The following is a 25,379-nucleotide window of genomic DNA, read 5'->3' as shown; positions in this document are numbered from 1 at the left end:
TGTTTTCGATTCCAGCCAAACGCGCTTATCAACCAGCCTGACAACGAAATTAGAGGGCAGGCATGGCAACGAACGGAACAGAACTTGGCTTTGAGGCGGAGCTGTTCAAGGCCGCCGACAAGTTGCGCGGCAATCTTGAGCCGTCGGAATACAAGCATGTCGCGCTTGGGCTGATCTTCCTGAAGTATATTTCAGACGCTTTCGACATTCAGCATGCCCGGCTGGAGGCCGAAGAGTTTGCCGATCCTGAAGACCCGGAGGAATACCTTGCCGCGCGCGTGTTCTGGGTGCCGCCACTGGCACGGTGGGCCAATCTCAAGGCCAATGCCCGTGCGCGCGATTTGGAGATCGTGGACCCGACAACCGGCAAGAATCGCAAGGTCGACATTGGCGGCCTGATCGACGCGGCCATGGAGGCCATCGAGAAGGCCAACGAATCCACGCTCAAGGGTGTGCTCCCCAAAGATTACGGCCGCCCGCAGCTCGACAAGACCATGATCGGCGATCTGGTCATGCTGTTCTCCGACATCGGCATGCACAGCAAGGATGGCCAGTCGACGGACCTGCTGGGCCGGGCCTATGAATACTTCCTCTCGGGCTTTGCGGGCGCTGAAGGCCGGCGGGGCGGCGAGTTCTTCACGCCGCGCTCCGTGGTGCGCACAATGGTTGAGATGCTGGAGCCCTATAAAGGCCGCGTCTATGATCCCTGCTGCGGCTCGGGCGGCATGTTCGTGCAATCGGAAAAGTTCATCGAGGATCACGCCGATCAGAAGGATGTCGAGAAGGCCAAGCGCCAGATCTCCATCTACGGGCAGGAGCGCAACCACACGACATGGAAACTCGCCAAGATGAACCTGGCGGTGCGCGGCATCGATGCCGAAATCGCCTGGAACAATGAGGGCAGCTTCACGCGCGACGCCTTCCCCAATCTCAAGTTCGACTACTCCCTCGCCAACCCGCCATTCAACATTTCCGACTGGTGGAATGAAAGCCTGGCAGAGGATGCGCGCTGGCAGCACTTTGGCACGCCGCCTGCGGGCAATGCCAACTATGCCTGGCTGGCCCATATCTATCACCACCTGGCCCCGCGCGGCACGGCGGGTGTGGTGCTGGCCAATGGCTCCATGTCCTCGCAGAGCAGCGGCGAGGGCGAGATCCGCCAGCGGATGATCGAGAAGGACGCGGTTGACTGCATGGTCGCCCTGCCGGGCCAGCTGTTCTACTCAACCCAGATTCCGGCCTGCCTCTGGTTCCTGGCGCGTGACAAGTCTGCCAATGGCCACCGCGACCGGCGCGGCGAAGTGCTGTTCATCGATGCCCGCAAGCTCGGCACGATGGTAGACCGCACCCGGCGGGAGTTTTCCGCTGAAGACATCGCGAAGATTACCGGCGCCTATCATGCCTGGCGCTGCAAGCCGGAGGCGCTAGCGGCAAACGGGCTCACGCCTTACGAAGACGTGCCGGGCTTCTGCGCCAGTGTCAGCCATGCCGACATTGCGAAACAGGGCCACGTCCTGACGCCGGGCCGCTATGTCGGCGCGGAAGATATCGAGGATGACGGCATTCCGTTTGCGGAGAAGTTCGCCGAACTGCGCACGACGCTGGCAGAGCAGTTTGCGGAAGGGCGAAAGCTGGAGGCGCAGATCGAGGCGGCGCTGGCGGGGGTGCGTGAAGGTGGGTGAGTGGCGCAAGTGTGAGCTCGGTGATGTTATCGAGCTGAAGAGAGGCTACGATCTTCCGAGCAGACTCCGAACTGGCGGAGAGTTCCCGCTTATTTCATCGTCGGGTCGATCAGATACGCACGACCAATCCAAAGTTTCTGGACCGGGTGTAGTCACGGGGCGATACGGTACGATAGGGCAAGTATTTTATATTGAAGAAGATTTTTGGCCGCTCAATACGACGCTGTATGTTCGTGATTTTAAGGGCAACAATCCCCGCTTTATCTACTATTTTCTTCAAGGTTTGAATTGGGAGTCTTTCAACGACAAAAGTGGTGTTCCGGGCGTAAACCGCAATGATGTGCACAGAGCAATTGTTTCTATTGCCGATCAGGACACGCAAAAGGCAATAGTTGGTGTGCTTTCTTCCATCGACGACAAGATCGAACTGAATCGGCGGACGAATGAGACGCTGGAGGCGATGGCGCAGGCGATCTTCAGGGACTGGTTCGTCGACTTCGGCCCCGTCCACCGCAAGATGCAAGGCGAAACCGATCCCACCGCCATTCTCGGCGGCCTGATCGAGCGCTCTGCGAAAGCCGCCGCCCTGGCCGCGCTCTTCCCCGATACGCTTGACGACAATGAGTTGCCGCAAGCGTGGAAGTTCGTGCCATTGGACAGCTTGGCTGTCGTGACTATGGGGAACTCTCCAGCCGGCTCTACCTACAATGGGGAAGGTATCGGAGTTCCGCTTGTGAATGGTCCTGTCGAGTATGGCGATTTCTTTCTCCGAAAGGTTAAGTGGACGACCGCACCAAACAAGCTTGCAAAGCGTGGTGATTTGATTGTCTGTGTGCGCGGATCGACCACTGGCCGTCACGCCTTCGCGGACGCAGAGTACTGCCTTGGGCGAGGTGTTGCCTCGATTCGAGGAAGAGAGGACGATCAGGAATACGTCGAAACGGCAATGTTACAGAGCATGGATCGTCTATTGGAGAAGACAACAGGTTCTGTTTTTCCAAGTCTATCATCCGGTGACATCAAAGATTTTGATTTGATCGACCCAGGAAAGAACCTCATTCAAGCATTTGTAGAACTAGTCCGGCCGATGAAGCGGAAGACTTGGCATTCTGTAAAGGAGGTAAGCGAACTGGTAGAAACCCGCGACTACCTCCTCCCCAAACTGATGTCGGGTGAGATTCGGAGCGGGGCATTCTGTTGATAGAGCAACTCGTACCTACTCTTCTTGACTTGGGGGATGCGACTTCGCGTGGGCTGGCTTTTGCTTACCGGGATGATGTGGAGATCAGCTTTGGTGAGGAAACGATAACGGAAACAAACCTGCTAGCGCTCCAAAGACGACATCCCGAGCGCATCAGCATTCGGACATTCTCCAAGAAGACAGAAGCGGACAACGGTACCGATTGGGAATGGAACATCATCGGAGATGTGAAGACGATCCGAATGCGGATTCAGGCAAAAAGAATCAACAAATCAGGCCAGCTGGTCGGTCTTCACCGAAAATCAAAAACTGCGAAACTGAAACAGATAGACGCGCTAATCTCAGCTGCGAAGCAAGATGCCATGATGCCATTGTATTGCTTCTATAGTGCAGAGCAACACCGGGCCAAATGGTTGAATCCTACTCATTCAATTCGCTTTGCCTCTTATGAGGCGGGCTGCCTGTTGGCGGACGCGCGAAAAGTGAAGAAGCTGCATAAGCCGACGTTCAAGGACGTCGAGAGGATCAGCGCACCTTGGCACTTCCTAATCGATACCAATAAATACACGCGATCCACATTTGCTACTTACAGTCCTGGTGTTTCGAGAATTTCCACTCTCGAATTGAAGTTGTCACCAGACTGGTTTCCCAAAGATAGTGCCGAACTAATCCAATCATCAGCCTCACAGGGCGACACCAGTCTAAGTGTTCTGGGTATACCTCTGCTGACCGAGCTCAATGAAGAATCGACTGAAATCGATTCGATGGAAGGCGTGATGCCTACAAGCCTTGATCTGCTCGCCCAGATACAAAGCGGTGGTCGAGACTCAAGTTCGCCTCCGCGCGGCGCTATCATAATAGACGTGCGTTCTGAGGAAAGAAGAGATGGCTAACCCTGGCTTTTCCGAGGACCATGTCGAACAGGCGGGCATTGAGACGCTCAAGGGCCTTGGCTGGCGCTATCTCGATGGTATCGCCATTTCGCCAGACGGCGCGGCGCCGCAGCGGACAGGTTTTGCCGACACGATCCTGACGCGCCGGTTCGATTCTGCCGTGCGCGCGATCAATCCGGGCTTGCCCGATGAGGCGATCGAGTCAGCCCTGCGCCAGGTTCTGAACACGGACAAGCCAAACCTGCTGGAAGAGAACCGCCGCCTGCATAAGCTGATCACGGATGGTGTCGGCGTTGAATACCGCGCAGACGATGGAAGCGTGAAAAGCGACCGGGTCTGGCTGGTCGATTTTGACACGATCGCGGCCAATGACTGGCTGGTGACAAACCAGTTCACCGTTGTTGAGGGCCAGCGGACCCGCCGCCCCGATCTCGTCTGCTTCCTGAACGGCCTGCCCGTTGCCGTGGTGGAGCTGAAGAATCCCGGCTCTCAATCCGCGACGCTGACATCGGCCTATAATCAGCTCCAGACATACAAGGAACAGGTGCCGTCCCTGTTCCGCACCAATGCCGTTCTCGTCACCTCCGACGGAATGGAAGCGCGCATCGGCTCGCTCTCGGCGAATGAAGAACGCTTCATGCCATGGCGCACGGTGACCGGCGAGGACTACGCCCCGCCCGGCACGCCGGAACAGGATACGCTGTTGCGCGGCGTGTTCGACAGGCGCGTGTTCCTCGATCTGATCCGCGACTTTACCGTCTTCGGCACGGGCGATCAGGGCCTGTTCAAGATCGTCGCGGGCTATCACCAGTATCACGGCGCGAAGAAGGCTGTGCGCGAAACGATCGAAGCGGTGAAGCCGGGCGGTGATCGCAAGATCGGCGTGATCTGGCACACGCAAGGCTCTGGCAAGAGCTTCCTGATGGCCTTCTTTGCGGGCCTCGCCGTCAAGGCGAGGGATCTGGAAAATCCGACACTGCTTGTTCTGACAGATCGAAACGATCTGGACGATCAGCTGTTCGGCACGTTCAGCCTGTGCAGCGATCTGATCCGCCAGGCGCCGAAACAGGCCACGAGCCGGGAAGACCTGAAAAGCCTGCTCGATACGTCGGCGGGCGGTGTGATCTTCTCGACCGTTCAGAAATTTTCCCCCATGCCCGGCGAGGAGCATTTCCCGCTACTCACCGATCGCCGGAATGTCATCATCATCGCCGACGAAGCCCACCGCAGCCAGTATGGCCTGTCCGCGAGGATCGACGCGGACACCGGCGTGAAGCGCTATGGCTATGCACACTATATTCGCCAGGCCCTGCCGAACGCCTCATTCATTGGATTCACGGGAACGCCGATTGAAGGTAGCGATGTCAACACGCCCGCGATCTTCGGTGACTATATCGACGTCTACGACATCTCCCGTGCCGTGGAAGATGGCGCGACCGTGCCCATCTATTACGAAAGCCGCCTCGCCCGCATTGAACTTGACGCAGACAAGAAGCCGCTGATCGACGCCGAGATCGAGGCGTTGACGGAGGATGACACGCTCAGCGAGGCGGAGAAGTTCAAGGCGAAATGGTCCAATGTGGAAGCGCTTGTTGGTTCGCATGAGCGGTTGCAGCAGGTCGCCGCCGATCTGGTAACGCACCTGGAGAAGCGCATCGAAGCGCTCGACGGAAAGGCGATGGCTGTTTGCATGAGCCGGCGGATCTGTGTTGCGCTCTACAATGAGATTGTTGCGCTTCGGCCCGACTGGCATTCAGAGGATGACGAAGGCGGCGCGATCAAGATCGTGATGAGCGGCGCCGCGTCCGATCCCCTGGAATGGCAACAGCATATAGGCGGGAAGAGGCGTAGCGACGCACTCGCCAAGCGGGCGCGTGATCCGTCCGATCCCCTGAAGCTCGTCATCGTGCGCGATATGTGGCTCACAGGATTCGACGCGCCTTGCATGAATACGATGTATGTCGACAAGCCAATGCGCGGGCATGGCCTGATGCAGGCGATCGCGCGGGTGAACCGCGTGTTCAAGGACAAGCCAGGCGGGTTGATCGTTGACTATATCGGGATCGCCCAGAATCTTCGGACCGCGCTCGCCGATTACAGCGACTCGGACAAATCGAAGACGGGTATTGATGAAGAAGACGCCGTCGCGGCGCTTCAGGAATACTACGAACGCGTCAGTCTCGTGTTCCATGGCTTCGACTATTCGGAAGGCATCCACGGCACACCGCTCCGGAAGCTCGCGGCTTTGGCAGGTGCCCTGGACTGGGTGCTGCGCTGGCAGGAGGTTGAGGCCGGAAAAGCCGCCAATGATGCCGAGAAGAAGAAAGCGCACCGCGCCTTCAATGACCTGGTTCTGAACCTGTCAAAGGCCTACGCGCTGGCGGCGGCAAGCGACTACGCGGCGACCGTGCGGGATGAAGTCGGCTTCTTCCAAGCGGTCAGGGCAACGCTCAATAAAAAGACGGTCACAGGCAAGCTTTCAGCGCATGATCGCGCCTTCGCCGTCCAGCAGTTGATTGACCAAGCCGTCGCATCGTCGGAGATCGTGGACGTTCTTCGCGCGACCGGCTTGAATGCGCCTGATATTTCCATCCTGTCGGATGAGTTCCTCGCTGAAGTCGCGGGGATGAAGCAGAAGAACCTAGCGCTGGAAGCGTTGAAGAAGCTTCTGAACGGCGCGATTTCAGCGCGATCGCGAACGAACCACGTCGAGGCCCGAACGTTTTCCGCGCGACTGGAGGATGCCGTGGCCCGGTATCACGCCAACGCCATATCAGCGCTCGAAATGATTCAGGAGCTGATCGCGCTTGCCAAAGACCTGAAGGCCTCGCAGTCACGCGGACTGGATCTGGGCCTCAGCCCTGAAGAGATCGCCTTCTATGATGCCCTTGCCGAGAATGAGAGCGCCGTTGAGGCGATGGGTGATGAACGGCTCCGTGTGATTGCACATGAGCTTCTGGAGAATTTGCGTTCGAATGCCACTGTTGATTGGCACCGAAAGGAAAGTGCGCGCGCCCGAATGCGTATTCTTGTGAAGCGCATCCTGAAGAAATATGGGTATCCCCCGGATCTGTCTGATGAGGCCGTGCAGACGGTTCTGGCGCAGGCAGAAATTCTCCTCCGCGAGGTTGGCCGGTAGCGGGTGCGTCGTCGAGGACCCTGCCGACTGATTGGTGCTCCATGCGAACCGCTTTTCATCCAAACGAAGCCTGATAGTTCGTTGGTTCGAGTACGAGGCGATGTTCAAGCGGAGGTTCGATAACGAATGCCTTTGGCGCTTTGGCAAAGTCATAGAGCCGGAAGAGCCGGAACCCGTCTGGGCGTTCCTGTGAGAAACGAATCTCGTTTCGTGACAGGTAAAACGGTGTTCGACTGTACCCGACCGTAGTTTTAACTTCCAAGTATCGCTCGCTGCCGTCTTTCTCGAAAGACAAAATGTCGTAACCCGCTCCGTCGCCATCGAGTTCTGAAACCCAACGGATTTTGTCGGCTAGATCAGCTCTGCCGTCGCTGGTGAGCCGGGTCTGCTCGGATGCGAGCACGCGCGCCTCTCCTAGTTTACCAAGTTCGCGGTTGCGCGCATCACGCGCCGCCGGGTCGAACTTGCGGATAAGCCGCTTGATACTTGCGTCATCTTCGACTTCGCCCTGTGTCATGTCGGGTGCTTGCTCAAGGAAGAGTTGTGCGGCATCTGCCACGCCCTTCTTTTGAACAGGAAATGGAATGACGCGCCCGGTCTGACTTTCGATAAAGCGCTCAACGCCTTCGATGAGCGCGGTTTGGAAATTCATCATCGGTTTGTAGCCTGATATCCAGGGCTCACCGAGCTTCATCAGCACGGCGCTGATATTTTGGTGTTTGAACTCAATCGATCCGCGTGATCGTCCGGTGAGAGATTGCAAGGCGGCATTGCGCTGCGATTTCACATATCGCTCACCGCGAAGCTCCATATCGCGCATGTCGAAATAGTCCGCGACGATCAGGTCGACTTCTTTCTTGTTCCAGTCTTGGCCTGTACGATCTTCCGAACTCATTCTGCGTGTCCACTATCATGTCACTGCGGCACACATCTAATCTGGTTCTAACAAGATATACCAGGGACTGATTTACGCGAACGCCCCTCTGGGGAGGGGGCTGTTCGGAGGCTGTGCGCACATCGCCTTGCTGCTGCCGGACATCGCCCGGCCCACCTTCGGCCGACAGGCGGGCGAGACACCGACCTTTCGTCCGGCGATCACGTCCGCCTGCCTGATATGAGCACCGCCTCCGGCCCGGTTCGTCTCCGGTCACGCCGCTGCGGGGCGCGCTGCGGGGGCTCACCGACTTGTCGCCGCGCCTGCGCTTCCTCGCTGCGGGGCAGAGGGGGTCGTAGGCGCGATGGGAACACCGGCAGGATCGTGTGAAGGCATCGGTGAGTATTTCCGGAATGCCGGTCCGGGGCGGACGGCGCGTATGCCAGCGCGCGGCCTGCCCGCAAGGGGGCGGGCTTGGAGGGCCGTCTGTTTCTGTGTGGCGTCCTACCTGTTCCCCTTGCAGCCAGTCCTAATGCGCGCTGGCTGACGCGTCTTCCGCCGCCCCATCCCGTCTTCCCGGGAAAAGCGACAGGGCGGGAAGGAGGATGATATGGACACCAGCGCTACACCCGCACCGGCAGTACCTTGCCGGGCAGGCCGCCCCCGAATCTATGTGGCATGCCTTGCTGCCTATAATGGCGGGCGACTGCATGGCCGATGGATCGATGCGACCGAGCCGGACGAGGTCTGGAAGGAGGTGCGCGCGATGCTCGCCGCCTCGCCGGAGCCCGATGCCGAAGAGCACGCGATTCACGACTATGAGGGGTTCGAGGGATGCACGATTTCGGAATGGGCGAGTTTCGACACGGTGTGCGAGCTTGCCGATTTCATAGAGCAGCATGGACGCCTTGGCGCCAGGCTATATGGCCATTTCGGGAACAGCCTGGACGAGGCCCGCGCCGCATTCGACAATCATGCGGGCGAATATCGCTCCCTTGCCGACTTTGCCGAAGAGATCACACGCGAGAACGGTCCGGAGATTCCTGACGCGCTGCAATACTATATCGACTGGGAAGCCATGGGCCGCGATCTGGAACTGAATGGCGATGTGTTCACCATCACGCTTGGCTTCGATGAAGTGCACGTGTTCTGGAACCGGTGACGGCGATCGCCCGGGGCTGCCTTGTGTTCCCTTTCGCCGGGCAGCCTTTTGGCCCGTCCTGTCCCTGTCTCTTGCCTTTTGACCTGGACGGCGCAGCCCGGCCCTGAAACCGGACGTCCCCACGAATGTCCTCTGCGCGTTCCGCGCATTCATCGCGATCCAAATTCGCGGGGCCTTGCCGGTGCGCCGCTTCGCTTTGCCCCTTTCGGGTTCAGGGCCGGGCCGCGCCGTCCTTCTGGTCAGGCGTCGACAGGGACAATCGGGCCCGGGTCGGCAGCCACGCAAACGAAAAGGAAAACATCCCATGGCAAACGCACTCGGCTACGTCAGCGAAACCAAAACCGGCTTCGAAGGCGCCCTCGCGATGATGAACCTTACCGCGCCCATCCGGATCGAGAAGAACGCGGACAAGACAGTCGACACCCAGCCCGACTACCGCATCTTCGCAGGCGAGATCCAAACCGAGATCGGCGGCGGCTGGATCGTCAAGGCAAAATCCAGCGGCAAGGACTATGTATCGCTGACGCTCGCCGATCCGAATATCGGGCCACGCAAGGTCTATGCGAACCTGGCGCCTGTGAAGGGCAAGAAGGGGCGCTACGTGCTCCTCTGGAACCCCAGGGACTGATCGCACTGGTGACGGCTCCCAGAGGAGCCGTCACCTCGCATTCGTGTTTCGGACGACGTGCTCGCTCCACCAGTTCATCATCTCGACGCGCTCGGCCTTCATAGGTCCAGATCGTCCAGGCGACGCGCGCGAACGTGGGCGCATCGAAGATGGCTGGCATGTGGCGCACCTTCCGCGAGATCAACGCACTGTGCAGGACCGGTGTCGGATCTGTCTCGGCGCGCAGGGTGGCGACTGCGTAGCGCAAGACTTCCCCAATCGTGGCGCGCAGGCACTTGGCGGTTTCATAATCGCTTTTCGCCTCGACTGTTTGCAGGAAGGTGAGGACGTTGCGCGGCTGGATGCCAGAGCAGGGCATGATGCCCAGTTCTTCCCTTGCGAAGTAGAGGAGCCAGGCTTTTTCGGGAGGGAGGTTTCGGTGAGCCCCTCGTTCTTCCACAAAAATCGGCGGCGATCACGTCGAACGTTGCTTTGGCGAGGCCGCTTCTGCGACACTGCTGAACTGCGGCGGGTAGATAGTCGGTGAGTGAGTGACCTTAAACGGAACATGTACTTATTCGACATGACTCGACAAAGCTTCATGCTATTTGTTGCTTTCGACTACGAAGGGTGATTGGCGGATGAACGATACGGAATTGCGGTTGTCGTTTTGGCGAGATGGTTCGACGAAGTCGGAACGACTAGCTGCTGCTGCACTGAAACTCTCAGGGTATGAGGAGATCGATCCTCAAAATCCGCTCGGCGGACCCGACGGGAAAAAGGATATCGTTTGTATTAAGGGTGGAGTTCGGTGGGTGGCCGCTGTCTTTTTTCCTGGCGGGCCCAAATCCTTCTCTGCCGTTAAAAAGAAATACTTGTCCGACCTAGCGGGAGCTACAAACGAGTACGGCGGCTTCGTTTTCGTGACAAATCAAACTCTCACGGCAAAGCAGAGAGTGACGCTTACGAAGTACGCGACCGATCTACGTAAAGAAGCCGACCTTATCCATCTCCAGCAGTTGCAAAATTTACTCGATTCACCGCATGGCTATGGCGTCCGTATCCAATATCTATCGATCCCAATGACCTTGGAGGAACAGCTTTCTTGGGCAGTGCAATCTGATTCGCAAACAGCACAAGCGCTAACCGCTCACACGCGTGAATTGCTGCTGTTGCGAGCTTCTATCGAGCGCATGAGCGCTGGGCAGGAAGATATCGTCCGAACATTCAAACTATCCGCCCCAATGGCCCCACCCACCGCTGATCTAATATCGGTTTCTTCTTTCGTGAAAAGTGATTCTTGGTCCAGCATTTCAGTTCAGCTAACTCCCGCGCATATTCTGTTATTTCATAGACTGCTATGTTTTGATTTGCCCAAACGCTCGGTGGGTCAATTGCGCACTGAAGATGCTTGGTTAGGAACTTCAAAGGGACGAAGCACTGAGCTAGCTCAACCCATGAGACCACAGGACATAAAAGGAGGTTTGGAAGAACTCTGCAAAGCTTGGGTTGACGAATATCCCGGACTTCGAAACCCTGATGACAAGCTTAGGGCGATTTCTAAGTTCCACGCCAGATTGCTCCTTATACATCCATTTTTGGATGGAAACGGACGTGTTGCACGTGCAGTTCTGATGCAACAATGCCTTGATCTATTTCAGCGCGCAGAAATGTCCTTACTCAATAAAGGCGCGGACTACTACTCGGCGCTAAAAAATGCGGATCAAGGTAACATCGATCCATTGATCGACTTGATACGACCGATAGTTTTTGACTAGACGCTTTTCGGTATAGAGTTGGGTGTCACACCCCATGCACCTTCGATGCTGACAAATCGCGAGCGATTTTGTTTGAAACACCCACTGCAGAAGGGAAATTCGCGCGCTTATCCTGTACACGAATGGTGTGCAGGGCGATTACGGAGCGAACAGGTTAGGCGCAAAAGTTACCAGCGCAATTGGGCCTGTCGCCGTGTACAATGCGAAGCAGCACATTTTCAGGTTTCGCGACGGGAACGGGCGAGCTATTTAGGAGCGGGCGGAAAGGCCCCCGGCCAGCTTGGAGAATCCTCATGGAACGCGATCCCAACCTTGTCTTCTCGTCCCGGAATGGCTGGGTGACGCGCAATGGAATGACGGTGGAATTGTGCATCGTGCGTCTGGAGCACGGAGAGGAATGGACTCTGGAAGTGGTGAACCAGAACGGGACCTCGATTGTGTGGGATGATCCGTTCGAGAGCGACGAAGCCGCCTTCGAGGAATTCGAACGGACGATTGCCGAAGAGGGGATGGAGGCTTTTCTTGATGACGCCAGGATCATCCCGTTTCCGCGCCGCTGAGCCGTCCGGCAAATCTACTCTGAGCGCAGGTGATCCCGTCTTCTATTCTGCTTCACGTTCCCGCTCAATCCGTCTCTGACGCAGGTTTACCGCGATGCCCGGCATGCCTGTTGACGCGCGCGAGACGGCGGCGATTGCGGTGAGCATTTGTCTCGCTGAAGTAAAGACGCGGCTTGCGGATTTGGTGGCATTGCCAATGCCCGGTTCGGGCGTTTGTTGTTGTTGGGGCGCTGTTTGTAATTGCTGTTGGCGCGATGTGGCGAGATCGAAGCCGAGCGTTCTGGCCTCTGCCTGCCATGCTTGGAACAGTGCCGTACGCTCCCGTGGGCGCTTGGCTTGCCTCGTGCGCAGCGCTGCGAGTTCCATGCCTTTGGGCGTCCGGTAGCCGTATGTGTCGGCGGCCTGTTCGATCGCCTGCCTGCGCTTCGAGAATGCGCGTTCGATGTCGCGCGGGATGGCTTTCAGACGAAAGCCTGTGCCATAGCGCTCGACGGCATGGCCGCCGCGTTCGAGCCGGTTGGCGAGGTGTTCGCGATAGACTGCCCCAACCTCCTTCTGGGCCTTGTAGAGATCGCGGCTGACGAGACTGCCCCAGGTTCCGTCCCGGCGCGGGGCTGTGTTGAAAATGAACGCGTGCGTGTGCAGCTGAGGATCGAGATCGCGGCTCGTGTGATGATGAAACCGGGCAATGGTCAGCCCGGCGACGGGCTCGCGGATCGCGCCGCCCTTGCCGCGGCGGGTGAACGCGTGATGGTCTTCAAGGTGTGTGGTGGCGGCATGAACGGCCTGGCGGTGCGCGGCGTCGATTGTCTTGCGATCGGCTGGAGCTGAGAGCGCCCACATGACCGAGACCGACTTGGGGGCTGAGAGCGTCATGTCCCATCCCGGCGCATGGGACTTGCCGGTCTGGGTGAGGCGTTCGCCGGTCTTCGGGTCGATGCCGTTCAGGGCCGCTTCGAAGTCTGCCTTCGAGACGGGGCCTTCAAGGGCGAGGCGTTCGGCGCCCCGCCCATCCCATTCGCCATCTGCTTCCGCTTCGGCCTCACCCTTGCCGGTATAGTATTCGTCCTGGGCCATGTGCTTGAAATAACTGACGGCGGCGCCCACCGATTTCCGGGCGGAGATGGAGGCGACCATCAGTCCATGCTTCCGGGCTTCGGCTTGCGAATGCGGGCAATGACGTCAGCCGAGAGCAGGCCCGCTTTTTGCGGCCGCTGGATCGGTGAGGCAGGGCGAACAGGTGCAGGATTGGCGCCCAGAGGTTCGTGATTGGGCCGGGTCCAGTCAGCCGGTACATTCGCCGGACGCTGGGAGGGAAGGATCGTGATCGGCAGCTCGATTTCGTACACGTCTTCCCCGAAGCCCAGCACCAGCATCCGGACCTTGCGACCCTTACGGCCAAGACGCGACGACAGTTCACTCGGCGTCATCACCGGACGCAGCGAGTGTTCGGTCGATATGTTGACCGAACTGTTTCCGCCGGAATGGCTTTTGCTGCGTGCTTCCTTTTCTATCTCCTGCATGCCGATGGCCCGGCTGATATCCTCGGCCCCTTCACCGGGATTCATGCGGCCGATGATGTGGGTGCCGATCATCGACAGCCAGGCATTGGTCCGGTCGCGGCCATACCTGATGCGGATCTGGGATGTATCCTGAGCAGCCAGCACCACGCACACGCCCTTCGATCGCCCGAGGTCTAGCAAGGCGGCCAGGTCATCCATCGCTTCGAGTTGCGGAAACTCGTCAAGGAAGAGCCAGATGCGGCGCTGGCTGCTTTCGCTGAATGCAGGACTGCAGACATGCGATGACAACAGGCTGACCAGCCCGCCGATCCAGGCATTGGTCAGCTGGGGGTAGCGCCCGTCGCGTTGCAGGATGACAGGATTGGTGGCGTGGGGATCGGTCAGCCAGTTCGCAGCGCTGAACTTTTCCTGATCCCCTGCGCTCCAGGCTTCTGCCATGGCTTCCAGCACATGAATATGTGCCTTGAACGTGGTCAGGATGGACATGGCCGTCTTGCTGGACGGATCGCCGATCATCTGCGCGGCGGCCGGATGATGGGCGAGCGCCATGTCTTTCAACGCGTCGGCACCCAGCAGAGCGCGGGCATGGAGATCGCCCCACGACCAGGTGGCGGGCATTTCATGCTGGAGGCCGACAATACAGGCAACGAGCAGCTCGCGGGCAGCCTCTGCCCACATCGGGTCGCTGCTTTTCGGAATGAACCGGGCCGCCAGCTCCCGCGCGTCCTGCTTGGTGACGCAATCGGCTGAGATATCCCAGACCGCTGATCGCTTGTCCTGCGGTGCAATCAGCGTGATCTTGCCCGGCAAGCGTTCGGTCATGTCGCCCTTGGTGTCGAGGATGAGCATCTTGTCGCCCCAGCGCATGGCTTCCAGGATCATGTGCTGGATGGTCTGGGTTTTGCCGGAGCCCACAGACCCGGATGTCAGGCAGTGACGCGATTCCCGGTCTCGGCTCATGGGGAGGCCGGGTGGAAAGTCGATCCCCGCACCGGTCTGCCTGATCTCCTTTCTGCTTATCTTTCTTATCGCGGCGTATGCTTTTCTCCCGGTCAGGCGCACGGGACCGCGTACGACTTTGGGTGCCGGCTTTTCGAAGCGAAGGGCGATCAACGCGGAGGCAAAAAGTAGCACGGTCGCAAAGACCCCCGCCGCAAATATCCCCCATCGCAAATGGACCGCGCCTCGAATGCCGGCTGAGCCCAGGACTTCATCACAATATGCCTTCTGGTTTTGCGCCTGCGCCACGCCAAGACGGGCAAACAGTTCTGCCTTCCCGCAACCGGTCATGTAGCTGGGATGAAGCGTAATGATTTCACCGGATGGAAGCGGATAGGTCGGTGTGATCCTCAGAAATGCGATTTCGTAGAAGCCCCATGTCGCCAGAACCAGAATGCAGCCAGTGCCGGCAAGCAGCTTTCTGATACTAGGCATGACGTGCCTCCAAAGGTTCGACCTCGCCGCCGAGCGCTTTGAGCAGCGCGTCGAACATGGTTTCAATCTGTTCGAGTGAATGGGAATGCCCATCGGTTGCGGTCATCATTCCCCGAAGATCCTGGGACAGCACCGCCAATCGGCGTTCGATTTTCAGGAGTCGTTCGGCCTGCGTGAACGGGTCGCCGTCAGTCAGGCCGGACCGAATGAGTTCACGGGCCACCCCGGTCGGTGTACCGGAAATGCGACGGGCGCGTTCGGCGAGATGGTCGATGTCCTTGACTGCAAGGCGAATGGACAAGGGGCGGGTTGGTTCAGTCATGGATCACCCCGTCGCGGTCGATATAAGGTGCCTCGCAGTCCGACATCCAGGACAGGACGGCGCGGCGACGGTAGCGCACACTCTTGCCAAGTTTCAAGAAGCGTGGTCCGCCGCCCCGGCTGCGCCAGGTGGTCAGGGTGCAGATGGGGACACCCGTCAGCTGACTGACGGAAGGGGTGTCGATAGCCTCGTCAAGCCAGCCTGGATTGCCTTGAAGAATCTCTTCCAGATCTGGAAAGTTGTGATTGTGGCTGGACATGAACGCGACTCCTCTCGTTGCGAGTAAGAAGAAGGCCAGCACGGATTTTGAAGGCAAAAAAGCGAAAGATATCGATCAATATGGAGCCAACTTGCGCATTTATCTGCAATTGTTCGCCCAACGCGAGGAGAGGAGTTTTGGCGACTCGCGCAACGCGAGAGTCAGTCTACTGGTGATTCCAGAAAACTCGACTCTCCAATCCTCGAAAGACTGACACCGGATTCCGGCACCTGACAACAAATAGCGGAAGTCAGACCACTGAAGCGCCCCCGAGGTCAAGAGGCAGGTGTGCGTCCCTTTCCGGTCGTTCAAAGGCAACACGGAATCCGGCCGGATATCGCCGATAGTGGACGTAACAGTAAGTCAAGTTGAGTGCAGTGATACCCGCCAATTTCGGGACGCCGCGCGTATCGCGCCAATGCCTGAACCTGGGCAAAGTGTATTTTGTGCATCCTACGGCGCAGAACTAAAAAACGATTCCCAAAGATTTGGGGTATTCGAATTCGATTCCTAAACACGGCTCATCGTGCAGAAGGTCACCCCAGAGCCCAAACTTGCTTTGATCAGGCGAAGTTCCGCCAAACGCCCAAATTCCTGCAAGCTTCAAATCGCGATCAATACGCACCTCGCCAGGATCGAAACGCCCCACTCGATTCAAATAAATCGCGAGCGTCAGGTCGTCAGAGTTCGTGTATTTTTGCTTCGCTTTTTCCAGCAATGCTTCAAATGTTTGACGAGAGTTGAGATGCTCTGGAACCAGCTCTTTCAGTTGCACGGGAGCAAAATGTTGCGCGTCTCCATCAAACCATGAAGCTACAAAATCGTAGTCATCTCGCTCTTCAGGCGAGAAGAGTACGGGTTTGTTTATCGCAACCGACATTCCATAGCAGAACAATGCCGCTTGTCGCATTTCGCGAGAATTCTTGAGATCATTGGTGCGAAGGGCATGTGCCTTGTGAGGCATATCGATTGTGCCGGCTTCGCGATGCCTCGCCATCTCAAGCTCGATAGATCGAAAATGACGCAACACCTCCGCAGGGTCGTGGAATTCCTTCTTCGCTATTTGCCTGATCCGATCCTGAGCCAAATGGGTGGCCCTTTTTGACTTCCCCTGCAGAATGCGACTTTCTAAACGTAGTGCATTTCGAGCATCAATGCACCGTGCGGTTGCTTAGGGTCAGGTCGAGCTGCTAAAGCCTTCGTCACCCTGCGGTTAGACTGCGTCGGAAATCGTGAGTGCGTTACAACAATGAGCCAAACCAATATGGCGACTGTCCGGGCTTCAAACAACAACGAATGCAGCTATTTCCGCGACTGAGTTACCCGAGGCGCAACGCTCCCAAATATTGAAAAGCCAGAATTAAACATTAGCTGTCTGAGAAACTTGAATTAGAAAGATCAGCCGATGAATATTAGTATTCGGATCACATTGCCCGAGGCACCAGACGAAAACTTAGCAGAGAGGATTTCCATTACAGGATTCACCTCACCGTGTGCTGACGAATTGCATTTCGAGACCGAATACAAAAATATGAAACAGCACTTCGCTGACGTCCTTGTTTCGGATGGAATCATCCCCCCCGAACGACGGGGTGATCTCTTGTTCGATTTTGGCTAGTCTTCGTTCTTGGCGGTTCAAGGTTGGAAACTGACTTAGATGCAGAACGTTTCGGCGCCACTTGCAGGAAGTTCACTGCGCTTCTTTGTCCACTGCATGGTTCCCCCAATCTCACCAGACTGAGATTGGGCGTCGTAATGGATCAACCGTGAGCAGGATTGCCCAGCAATCCCAACTCCTTTTCCAACGCACTGAGACAGGCATCGGTGATCTCATCCCACGCCGTCCGCACTGATGCTAGCTGCCGCCTCCCAAATGAGAATGTGGATTTCCCCCACGCCTCCGAAGCCGTCGCAGCGTTAGCTGCCCACCTCACATTCGCGTTTGCCGCACATAATGCAGCCTTCGCTGACTCGGCTTCCGCAGCGTACCCACACTGCAAACCAGAGCTGTCCTTGGCGTTGTTCGGGTCGGCCCTCACCGCACGTGCGGACTCCGCCGCCTTGCTCATTTCTGCCGCCACTTCCTCCCCTCCTAACCGGCGATGCAGTAGGGTAATCGTTGGCTGAACAACATCTGCTTTATCGTGAGGCAAAGCGATTTCAAGCGCGCGGATTAGCATGTAATCACGTGCACGATCGGAGGCTTGGGGGGACAAACTGTCCATACGACCCAGCACGGCCCGATAGCGAACCATGAAGCCCATCCATCTATCATTGCTGGTGCCTTCATCCATTATATCCGTAAGACTCGCGAGCCATCGTGGCATGATCGAGGTCGGAACATCGTTTACACAGGAGATCGACGGACCAAGCGCGCCAAGCCAGCCGGCGACCCGACGGCCTTCTGCATCTTTTTCTTGAGTTTGGAAGGGACCGAAGTCTGGCACAACGCTGCAATCATTGCGGATAATGCCGCCATAAGCAGCAAGAGTGTCCCAGTTAATGAGCGCTTGTTTCAAAGTCAGGTCAGTCAATCCCAATCTCCTTTTGTCGGCGGTTCGAATGAGGTCCTCCACCTGTCTTCAATTTGCCGAGACTAGCAATTTTGAGCTGACATTCTAGAGCCTCTTTCGAACGGCAAATTGGGGCCAACTCTACCATGTCGCCGTCCAGCTCCTAAATGGTAGAGCCGATCCAGTCCGGTCGTTCACTCCGGCTGATCGCTCAGGCGTAATCTCGCCGATTGCAGACGTCCTGCCAAGACTATAGAGCGAGCCAATGGCAAACGCAGCACAGCCATTCCTGTTCATGTTCGGCTTTGAGAGCCCTACCGAACACGTTTTAAACGAGCGCGACGGCACAGACTTCGAGTCGAGCTGGGCTGTTTGGATTTCAGCCGACGACGGTGAGGCAGCGCTCGCGTGGGGACGGGAAATAGCCGAGCGATTTGTTGGTCTTCTCTACGAGCGGGCGAGCATGCCTCCACGCTCTTGGATCAATGACGGGTTTGCTCATTGGGTCAGCGATGACGCGCGCGAATTGGAAAGCGCGCGCTCTCAATCGTCTATTCCAAGTGTGCTCATTGGCCAGTTGCCCGACTTCTCTTGGGCGCTGGAACACTGGACGCGGTAGAGTCCACATTGGGCCAAAGTCTTCCAGTCATGCTTCCTCCGTTGAGTGGCGGGCACACTCCAATCGTGACATTCACGCCTGACGGGTGGTCGAGTCTGACCTGGCAGCATTCCGAAGCCGCTTCATTTGTCGAACAATCGTCGAGAGCGCAAGAATTTCCTGCTCGGGAAACTCGGAAGTGAGTGTCGCATGCACGGTCGAAGCGATTTCGTTGTTGTATCGATCAGGGTTGGCGCGGTGAAGCTCGGTTACCAGTTCCTGGATCCGCGGCCAGAGATCGGAATTTGGTCGCCCGCGCACCGGAGGCGGACTTGCCACCATGAATGGTACTGCTCGTTGTGGCTCGTTGCAGTTGGCGGCAGTCTCGTATTCGGGCAACTGGCGGCTGGCAGGGTGCTTTGGCGCGGACATCAGGCCTGCGATCTCGAACCAGTGCATGAGGCGGTTCCGCTCAATCAGAACGCCATCGAGCAAGTTGCGCGCATTTTCGCTGAATTGCTCTATTGGGAGAGTAGCCAGAGCAGCGCAGACTTCTGCGGCCGCTTCCCTGGTCAAATGCTTGGGCGTGTCCATCGGAAGCGCCCCGACTTGATGTAGCGTCAGAGCGACATCCCGGCTTGTCGCATATCTGTAGTCGAAATCGGCCATCGCGCTGGAGCGGACACAGAGCAATCTTGCATCGAACACAGACAGGTCAGGAATTGCGATTGTCTGCGCGTTTCGGAACCGCGCGTGCCCATACCGGGAATGCACAGGCTCGATATCGGGTGGATCGAACACGCCGAGAAAGAGGTCAGACACAAGAAGCTGCATCACCCTGTCACCGCTGATTCCCACATTCAGCGATTCAAGCAATTCTGCCAGCTCTGCGAGCCGGGAAAACCGGGCTTCTTCGGAAAGTGACAGTGCGAGCTTCGGAATGGCCGACTCCATCAGTGTAGAGCCTTGCCGAAGCACGATTGATGCCAAAAGGGCCGTCTCGGCCCTTTTTTGACGGGATCAATCGTATGCGGCTGCAGAATAGTCCGCGAATGCGGCTTGTACGATTTCCTCCAGTTCGGCGACTTCTGCATCGGCCAGACTGGCGAAAGCGCCTGTACGTCTCGCCTTGGACAGATGGCCGTTGTTCTGCCGAACGAACATGATGAAATCCTTGGCCAGACGGTCCGGCATTTCGATACGGTTCATGATATTACGTTCAGCGTCATCATGGGCTCGAAGATAGGCGATTTCCCTTGGGAGATCGGTCTCGATGGTTCGCTGGACGCAGGCATACAAGAACTCTGCCGCCTCTGTTGCGTCGAAGTAGCGATAGAGATCGCCCGTGTCATTGAGCACTTCGACATTGCGCTCAGGCGTGGCGCGCCAGTCAATAAATGGCATCAGCGGAGCGGAGTGGGCTTGCAGTGTTGCCCTGTATTCGTCGATCCGGTCGAGCATGACGCTGGAGACCGGAAACACCATGCCCGCAGGGGCAAATTTACGTTCGGCCAGAACATGATGGATCAGGCAGCGGTGCAGGCGCCCGTTTCCGTCTTCGAGCGGGTGAATATAGACAAAGCCGAACGCAATGACGGCGGCTTGGATGACTGCATCTACGTCCGTCAGGCGCAGCCTGTTGTTGCAAGTGTTCCAGGCCAGCATCAGCCCCGGTAGATCGTCCGGCCTTGCGCCAATGAACTCGGGCAATGGATCCTGATTGTGGTCGCGTTCGCCCAGAAACACACCGTCAGTACGATACCCGACCGAGGTGAATCGGTCATCTCCCAGCAGAATTCTGTGTAGCCTATAGATTTCCGTCTGGTTCAATGGGCGCTTGCCAGCCTCCTTGATGGCGTTGGCCCAGCGTTCAAGACGGTTGCGCGGGGGACGTTCGCCCTCGATTGCAAAACTCGCCTGACTGTCTGCCAGAAGCATGAAGCTGGCTGCTCGGGAAATCAGATGCGCGCCGGTCTGGCCCACGGTTTCCTGCGCTGCGTGTGCAAGGTCTCTGGCAATGAAGCCTTGCAGAGCCTCGGTTCTGCGCACGGTCGGGCAGAAACCCTTGCCACCCAGAAGATTGTCCCTGACACGGTGGCGCTGCGAAAGATGCGGACGATCAAGGGTAATATAGTCACCGGGATCAAGCGCATCGATTGCCGCGATGCTTGGCGCATCGGGGATATCCAGTTTCTGGTCGGTGAACTCTTCGTAGAAGAACCAGAGCCTGCGGGCGAATACGCCTGTTGGTGCGCTTGCAATATAGGCTTCAAGGGGTTTCGGGCCGAGGGCATCGAATGCGCGCTTCAGAATCAGCAGGTCGAATGTCTCGTTGCGGAGCGCGAAGACTATGTGGGCGATTGGATCCTCGCCCGGATTGTATCTCTTGTCGAACAGCCGCCAGGGTCCTTCGTGCCGCTGACTTCCGCTGATATGGCCAGACGAGACACAGGCGGGCTCACGTACAGGCGCGTCAAGCCCGAGACCGTGCACGAGGGCGGCCCATCCGATGAGGCCGGAGTTTTCCGGGAGCAGTTCGTCCTGGAAGCTGGCGGGAGAGTCTGAAAGGAAGGCCATGCGTCGAAAAACTCTTATTGACGTCGAAATATGATTGATTTTTTGCAGCATCGTCGAAAAAGGAAAATTACTCGATAACGTCGAAAACCGCAATCGATCGTCGATAATGGCCTCATAGGAAGTCAATTCGTCGAAAAAGGCATAAAAATTGTGCGAATTCGAGCCAATCATTCCATGGGCCAACTCATCCTGTCGAAACACCCAATGCGGCCGCCACCATGTCCGATACATCATTGGCCGCTTGTCTTGCTGCGATGTCGGTAAGGTGTGCGTAGCGCTGAGTGGTCGATGTATTCTTGTGGCCGAGCAGGGCGCCGATGATGGGGAGTGACAGCCCGTTGGCTGCACCGAAGCTGGCAAAGCTGTGCCGCAGGTCGTGCATGCGAAAATCTTCCAGACCGGCAGCCTCGCGCACCTCGCGCCAGATCTTGGGGAGGCCCTGATAGGGGCCCGTGCCTTTTGCATCCGGAAAAACCCAGGTTTCATGAACGCGCGGCGCTTCAGACAGAAGCTTTTGAGCCGCGCCTGAGATGGGTCGGATAGACTTGCCGGATTTCGTGGCATCCAGCCGAAGGAAGCCGCGCTCGAAATCAATCTCGGACCATCTCAGTTCCATGATCTCGCCCCGGCGAGCGCCGGTCAGGGACAAGAGGCGAATGATGCGGATGGCGCTTGCCGCCTCGCCGCGCGCCTCGAACGAGGAAAGGACTTCTCCCAGCCGTTGTGCCTCAGCTTGAGTGAGATATCGCTCACGCTGCACACCGGGGGGAATGCGGACACCGTGGCAGGGGTTCTTTTCCAGGAGTTCGAGATCCAGGGCATAGGCGAAGACGCTCTTGAGCATCGCGATCGTACGACGCGCGGTGCCCATACCGCCTTTGACTTCCTGAATACCACGAGATTTCGTTTTCTGCTTCTTGGCTGTAGCGCCAGTCGCGATCCCGTCACGCAGACGAACGATGTCGTGCTTCTTGACCTCGGTAATCGGCATCTTGCCGAGAATGGGGTTCACGTGGACCCGCAACAGCCGGATGTCGTCATTGTACCTTTGCGACTTGCGGGGTGCGCCTGTTCGGCGATTGAAAGGCGCGGCTTCCTTTCCCCACAACTCAATGAGGGCTGACACTTTCATGATGCCGAGTTCGTCGCGCCGGCGTTCGGCTTCGGGATCGAGGCCGATGCGGGCCTCGGACCGGAAGTCCTTAGCCTTGCTTCGTGCCGCTTCACACCGAAGGTCAGTCGTCTTACCGAGGGTAACCATGCGCTCGCGCGCCAGACGCCCCTGGCCGATACGATACCGGATGATGAAGGACTTCACGCCTGTTGGCATCACCCGGAGACCGAAAGCGGCGATCTCGGTGTCCCAGATGATAAAGCGCTTGTCTTCTGGTTCGACTGAGTCGATAAAATTCTGAGTGAGCTTGTGTTTTCGTGGCGACATATTACGGCTCATACCTCCCATATTTTCATCTGCATGCGGCTGTTTCGTGCTCGCACCATGTCCGCACGGGCGGCGCTATTGTGCGCAAATGCAGTCAAGCGCGCGCAGACATTAATATCTTATAACACTTTGTTTTAGTTGTAAAATATCACGCTTGCTCAGAGGTCCGCAAACTTGCGCATAGGAAAAAAAACCTATTCGTAATGCGGGGGTCAGGTGTTCAAGTCACCTTAGCGGCACCATTCTCTCTTCCCGAAAATTCAATACCCTCAAGCGCTCGCCTATCTGCGTGCGCTCCCCAGATACGTTTCATGTACCGGTCTCTGCCAGTGAATGCTCGGGAAGCAGGTGATTTGCGGGAAGGCGCCTGCTGCGAGAAAATGCGATCAGTTTGTCGACTGCCATAGGGCGCCCCGTGAGGTAGCCTTGGATCGCATCGCAGCCGAGCGCCTTGAGTGCGTCATAAGTGGCTTCATCCTCGACACCTTCGCACACCACCCGCATGCCCAGCGCATGTGCAAGATCGAATGTGGATTTCAGGATCATGCGGTCACGCTGGCTGTCCCGGACATCCGAAATCATGCTCCGGTCGAGTTTCAGTTCATCGGCCGGCAGACGCTTGAGATATGCAATTGAGGATTGCCCTGCGCCATAATCATCAATCGCTAGCTTGATTCCGGCATCGCGGAAGGCATTCGCTGAGCAGATGGCGAGTTCAGGCTGCTCCATCACAGCCGTTTCGGTGATCTCGATCGCAATCGTTGCGCCGGACTGATTGATCGTGTCAGCGAGCTGCCGACAGAAGTCGATCTCAAGCAGGGACCTAGCAGACATGTTCACGGCAATGGCGGCATCTACCCCCATCCGGCGCATCGTCGATTGATCTCGTATAGCCTGCTTGATCGCCCAGAGCGTCAGCTTGTCGATTGCACCGGTTTTCTCGGCGACGGTGATGAAGCTGTCCGGCGCGATCTGACCGAAGGCCGGATGGTTCCAGCGCATCAACGCTTCGACGCCGACGATTTCGTTGCTTCTGGTACATATCTTGGGCTGGTAGACGAGGTGGAACTCATCACGGTCCAGTCCCACGTTCACTTCCGTCAGCAGGGCGAGCCTGAGCTGGGGATCTTCAAACTGGGCCTCTCCCCAGCGAACCAGGTCGCGTCTTGTCCGTCGGGCATGGTCCAATGACAAGGAGGCGCGGGACAACGCTGTCTCCTCATCGTCGGTCTGGCTTGCGATCATGGCGACGCCTGCCGAGAGCTCGATATGGAGCGACTGACCGGCGACGACGATCGTGTGTTGCAGCGCCGATCGAACGTCATCGATGCATTTGTCGACGCTGTCCTGGTCGCCCACTCTGATTAGCGTGCCGAGGACAGATGCTCCCAAATGGTAATGTGTAAGACCTGTGCCGGTTTCGTAGAGACGTTCGGCAGCCGACCGGATCAGGGTTTTTGCGTTGGTGTAACCAATCGCGCCGCGTAGTTCGCCGAACCTCCTGATGCCGAATGTGACAACGAGTATGCTCGCCTCGGGGTCTGTTCTGTGCAGGTCCGTCAGGGCGGCCAGCATGGAGCGACGATTGGGCATGCCTGTCTCGGAATCATGTTCGGCCATATAGGTCAGATAGTTTGATTCCTGCTCGAGAAGTGCGCGCTTGTGCCTGGAGAAGGCATTCCAGATGCCCGCAGCGGAACTCCATCCCAATGCGAAGATCAAACTGGATGTGTTGATGCTGATTGGAAAGAAATTCTGTATGATGAACGGAATGACAAGAACGGAAGACATCACAAGAACATGGATGCCGAACAGCTGTCGCAGCGGCGTATGTCTTGCCACCACACTGGTTATCATGAGCAGCGCCATTCCGAGGATGAGCATTGGAAGTTTGGACGGGCTGGTCAGGGCTCGGTTTTGAACAAGGCTCTCATAGCCCAGCGCATGCACATAGACGCCCGGCATGGCAGGGGAATGCGGAGTAGAAAGCAGGTCTCCCAGTTCGAGTGCCGTGGCACCGATGACGACGCTGCGGCCAGCGATCAATTTGGGATCAAACCGATTGTGTAGGACATCGTCAAAGCTGATCGTATCTATCTGGTCTGCATCAATACCATAGTCGATCATGAATGCGCGTGTATCGCTGGGCTCCGCTCCGGCAAGAAGGCCTCCCAATGTGGGAATGTACTTTCCTTCATGGACAAAACCGCGACGATACTTGCGCAGGCGCCCGTCGCGGGAAAGCTCCACATTCACACTTGCGATGACGGCGTTCTCTGCCAGTTCACCAAACGGAGTATTTGACTGCCTGTAATCCCGCTGGAGGAAAGCCGGCAGGGCGATCCAGCCCGCATTGTCCTGGACAGCCTGAACCAGTGCCGCATCGCCCTCCGGTGACGACCGGGCGCTGAAATCCACGTCGAGGGCGATCATGCCAGCACCGGCGGCGTTCAGATTGTCCAGTGCCTGTGCGAAACGCTCGCGCGGCCATGGCCATTCGCCAGCCTTGCTGATGCTTTCAGCGTCGATCGTGACGATCGTGACCGTGCCGCTTGGCGCGAGCGACAGCGCATTCATCCGTGCAGACGCGAGATTGTTGTCGAGGGATACTGAAGCGCCGGAAAAAGAGAATACCACCAGGGTCAGGCAGCCAATCAGGCACCCGCGCATTCGCCAAAAAAGATCATAGACGGCGGAGAGTTTCGGACTTTTGGACACAGTGATTAGTCGTCGTCCCGATCGTCGTCACCATCATCACCATCGTCACCGTCGAAATCGTCCGACCCATCTCCGTTTCCGTTACCATTGCCGTTTCC

Annotated in this window: 20 protein-coding genes and 1 pseudogene; 9 read left to right on the top strand and 12 right to left on the bottom strand. The window is 57.4% G+C overall.

All coding sequences use genetic code 11. The annotated features are described in order from the left end of the window. The first annotated feature begins 62 nt into the window (after positions 1-62). The 4 genes from B3527_RS12670 to B3527_RS12655 are packed head-to-tail and all read left to right on the top strand — an operon-like array spanning position 63 to position 6,915. A complete protein-coding gene (locus B3527_RS12670) occupies positions 63-1,682 on the top strand; it encodes a type I restriction-modification system subunit M (RefSeq protein ID WP_290480113.1) in 1,620 nt (539 codons plus the stop codon). Beyond that, on the top strand, positions 1,675-2,883 hold the full coding sequence (locus B3527_RS12665; protein WP_290488454.1) for a restriction endonuclease subunit S: 1,209 nt from the start codon (positions 1,675-1,677) through the stop codon (positions 2,881-2,883). Before B3527_RS12670 ends, B3527_RS12665 begins: the two co-directional genes overlap by 8 nt. Next, positions 2,880-3,776: a DUF6615 family protein gene (locus tag B3527_RS12660; RefSeq protein ID WP_290480111.1), complete on the top strand. Its 897-nt coding sequence runs from the start codon at positions 2,880-2,882 to the stop codon at positions 3,774-3,776. Before B3527_RS12665 ends, B3527_RS12660 begins: the two co-directional genes overlap by 4 nt. Next, complete coding sequence (locus B3527_RS12655; protein ID WP_290480110.1) at positions 3,769-6,915, top strand: type I restriction endonuclease subunit R; 3,147 nt, start codon at positions 3,769-3,771, stop codon at positions 6,913-6,915. The genes B3527_RS12660 and B3527_RS12655 overlap by 8 nt, the downstream gene beginning before the upstream one ends. 55 nt (positions 6,916-6,970) lie before the next feature. Here the strand turns inward: B3527_RS12655 and B3527_RS12650 are convergent, their stop codons facing one another. Continuing rightward, positions 6,971-7,810, bottom strand: coding sequence for a DUF3883 domain-containing protein (locus B3527_RS12650; RefSeq protein ID WP_290480109.1), 840 nt, complete (start codon positions 7,808-7,810; stop codon positions 6,971-6,973). A 589-nt stretch (positions 7,811-8,399) separates the two neighbouring features. On the opposite strand from B3527_RS12650, the gene B3527_RS12645 reads away from it, so the two are divergent. Then, on the top strand, positions 8,400-8,951 hold the full coding sequence (locus B3527_RS12645) for an antirestriction protein ArdA (protein WP_290480108.1): 552 nt from the start codon (positions 8,400-8,402) through the stop codon (positions 8,949-8,951). 304 nt (positions 8,952-9,255) lie between these two features. Next, the gene (locus tag B3527_RS12640; protein WP_290480107.1) at positions 9,256-9,579 is read left to right on the top strand and encodes a DUF736 domain-containing protein; all 324 of its coding nucleotides are present in this window, start codon (positions 9,256-9,258) and stop codon (positions 9,577-9,579) included. Positions 9,580-9,778: 199 nt separating this feature from the next. On the opposite strand, the pseudogene B3527_RS16940 reads toward B3527_RS12640, so the two are convergent. Beyond that, positions 9,779-10,018 (bottom strand): annotated as a pseudogene (locus tag B3527_RS16940) (phage integrase central domain-containing protein); the annotation flags it as partial. 181 nt (positions 10,019-10,199) lie between these two features. Here B3527_RS16940 and B3527_RS12635 point away from each other — a divergent pair. Beyond that, on the top strand, positions 10,200-11,336 hold the full coding sequence (locus B3527_RS12635) for a Fic family protein (RefSeq protein WP_290480106.1): 1,137 nt from the start codon (positions 10,200-10,202) through the stop codon (positions 11,334-11,336). Positions 11,337-11,629: 293 nt separating this feature from the next. After that, a complete protein-coding gene (locus tag B3527_RS12630) occupies positions 11,630-11,896 on the top strand; it encodes a hypothetical protein (RefSeq protein WP_290480105.1) in 267 nt (88 codons plus the stop codon). Positions 11,897-11,938: 42 nt separating this feature from the next. On the opposite strand, the gene mobF is transcribed toward B3527_RS12630, so the two are convergent. The 6 genes from mobF to B3527_RS12600 all read right to left on the bottom strand — a co-directional run bounded on the left by mobF (position 11,939) and on the right by B3527_RS12600 (position 17,968). Next, positions 11,939-13,033 carry a MobF family relaxase gene (gene mobF, locus B3527_RS12625; RefSeq protein ID WP_290480104.1) on the bottom strand — a complete coding sequence of 365 codons (1,095 nt, stop codon included), beginning with the start codon at positions 13,031-13,033 and terminating at the stop codon, positions 11,939-11,941. Next, positions 13,033-14,853: a type IV secretion system DNA-binding domain-containing protein gene (locus B3527_RS12620; RefSeq protein WP_290480103.1), complete on the bottom strand. Its 1,821-nt coding sequence runs from the start codon at positions 14,851-14,853 to the stop codon at positions 13,033-13,035. The genes mobF and B3527_RS12620 overlap by 1 nt, the downstream gene beginning before the upstream one ends. After that, complete coding sequence (locus B3527_RS12615; protein WP_290480102.1) at positions 14,846-15,175, bottom strand: hypothetical protein; 330 nt, start codon at positions 15,173-15,175, stop codon at positions 14,846-14,848. The genes B3527_RS12620 and B3527_RS12615 overlap by 8 nt, the downstream gene beginning before the upstream one ends. Further along, positions 15,168-15,434, bottom strand: a complete 267-nt coding sequence (locus tag B3527_RS12610) for a helix-turn-helix transcriptional regulator (RefSeq protein ID WP_290480101.1) — start codon at positions 15,432-15,434, stop codon at positions 15,168-15,170. The genes B3527_RS12615 and B3527_RS12610 overlap by 8 nt, the downstream gene beginning before the upstream one ends. Positions 15,435-15,900: 466 nt before the next feature. After that, positions 15,901-16,521 (bottom strand): hypothetical protein, encoded by a 621-nt coding sequence (locus tag B3527_RS12605; RefSeq protein ID WP_290480099.1) that lies wholly within the window; start codon positions 16,519-16,521, stop codon positions 15,901-15,903. Positions 16,522-17,194: 673 nt separating this feature from the next. Next, positions 17,195-17,968 carry a hypothetical protein gene (locus B3527_RS12600; RefSeq protein WP_290480098.1) on the bottom strand — a complete coding sequence of 258 codons (774 nt, stop codon included), beginning with the start codon at positions 17,966-17,968 and terminating at the stop codon, positions 17,195-17,197. Positions 17,969-18,212: 244 nt separating this feature from the next. On the opposite strand from B3527_RS12600, the gene B3527_RS12595 reads away from it, so the two are divergent. Further along, complete coding sequence (locus B3527_RS12595) at positions 18,213-18,566, top strand: hypothetical protein (RefSeq protein WP_290480097.1); 354 nt, start codon at positions 18,213-18,215, stop codon at positions 18,564-18,566. Between the two features lie 72 nt (positions 18,567-18,638). Here the strand turns inward: B3527_RS12595 and B3527_RS12590 are convergent, their stop codons facing one another. From B3527_RS12590 to B3527_RS12575, 4 genes are all read right to left on the bottom strand, one after another. Then, the gene (locus tag B3527_RS12590; RefSeq protein WP_290480096.1) at positions 18,639-19,499 is read right to left on the bottom strand and encodes a hypothetical protein; all 861 of its coding nucleotides are present in this window, start codon (positions 19,497-19,499) and stop codon (positions 18,639-18,641) included. A gap of 66 nt (positions 19,500-19,565) precedes the next feature. Further along, entirely contained in the window at positions 19,566-21,122 is a 1,557-nt protein-coding gene (locus B3527_RS12585) for a Fic family protein (RefSeq protein WP_290480095.1), read from the bottom strand. Positions 21,123-21,306: 184 nt separating this feature from the next. Next, entirely contained in the window at positions 21,307-22,563 is a 1,257-nt protein-coding gene (locus tag B3527_RS12580; RefSeq protein WP_290480825.1) for a site-specific integrase, read from the bottom strand. Positions 22,564-22,872: 309 nt separating this feature from the next. Then, positions 22,873-25,233 (bottom strand): EAL domain-containing protein, encoded by a 2,361-nt coding sequence (locus tag B3527_RS12575; protein WP_290480093.1) that lies wholly within the window; start codon positions 25,231-25,233, stop codon positions 22,873-22,875. Positions 25,234-25,379 lie beyond the last annotated feature (146 nt).

The organism is Hyphomonas sp. UBA4505, from assembly GCF_002388685.1.
GTDB lineage: Bacteria > Pseudomonadota > Alphaproteobacteria > Caulobacterales > Hyphomonadaceae > Hyphomonas.
This window is presented reverse-complemented; position numbering and strand designations above follow the sequence as displayed.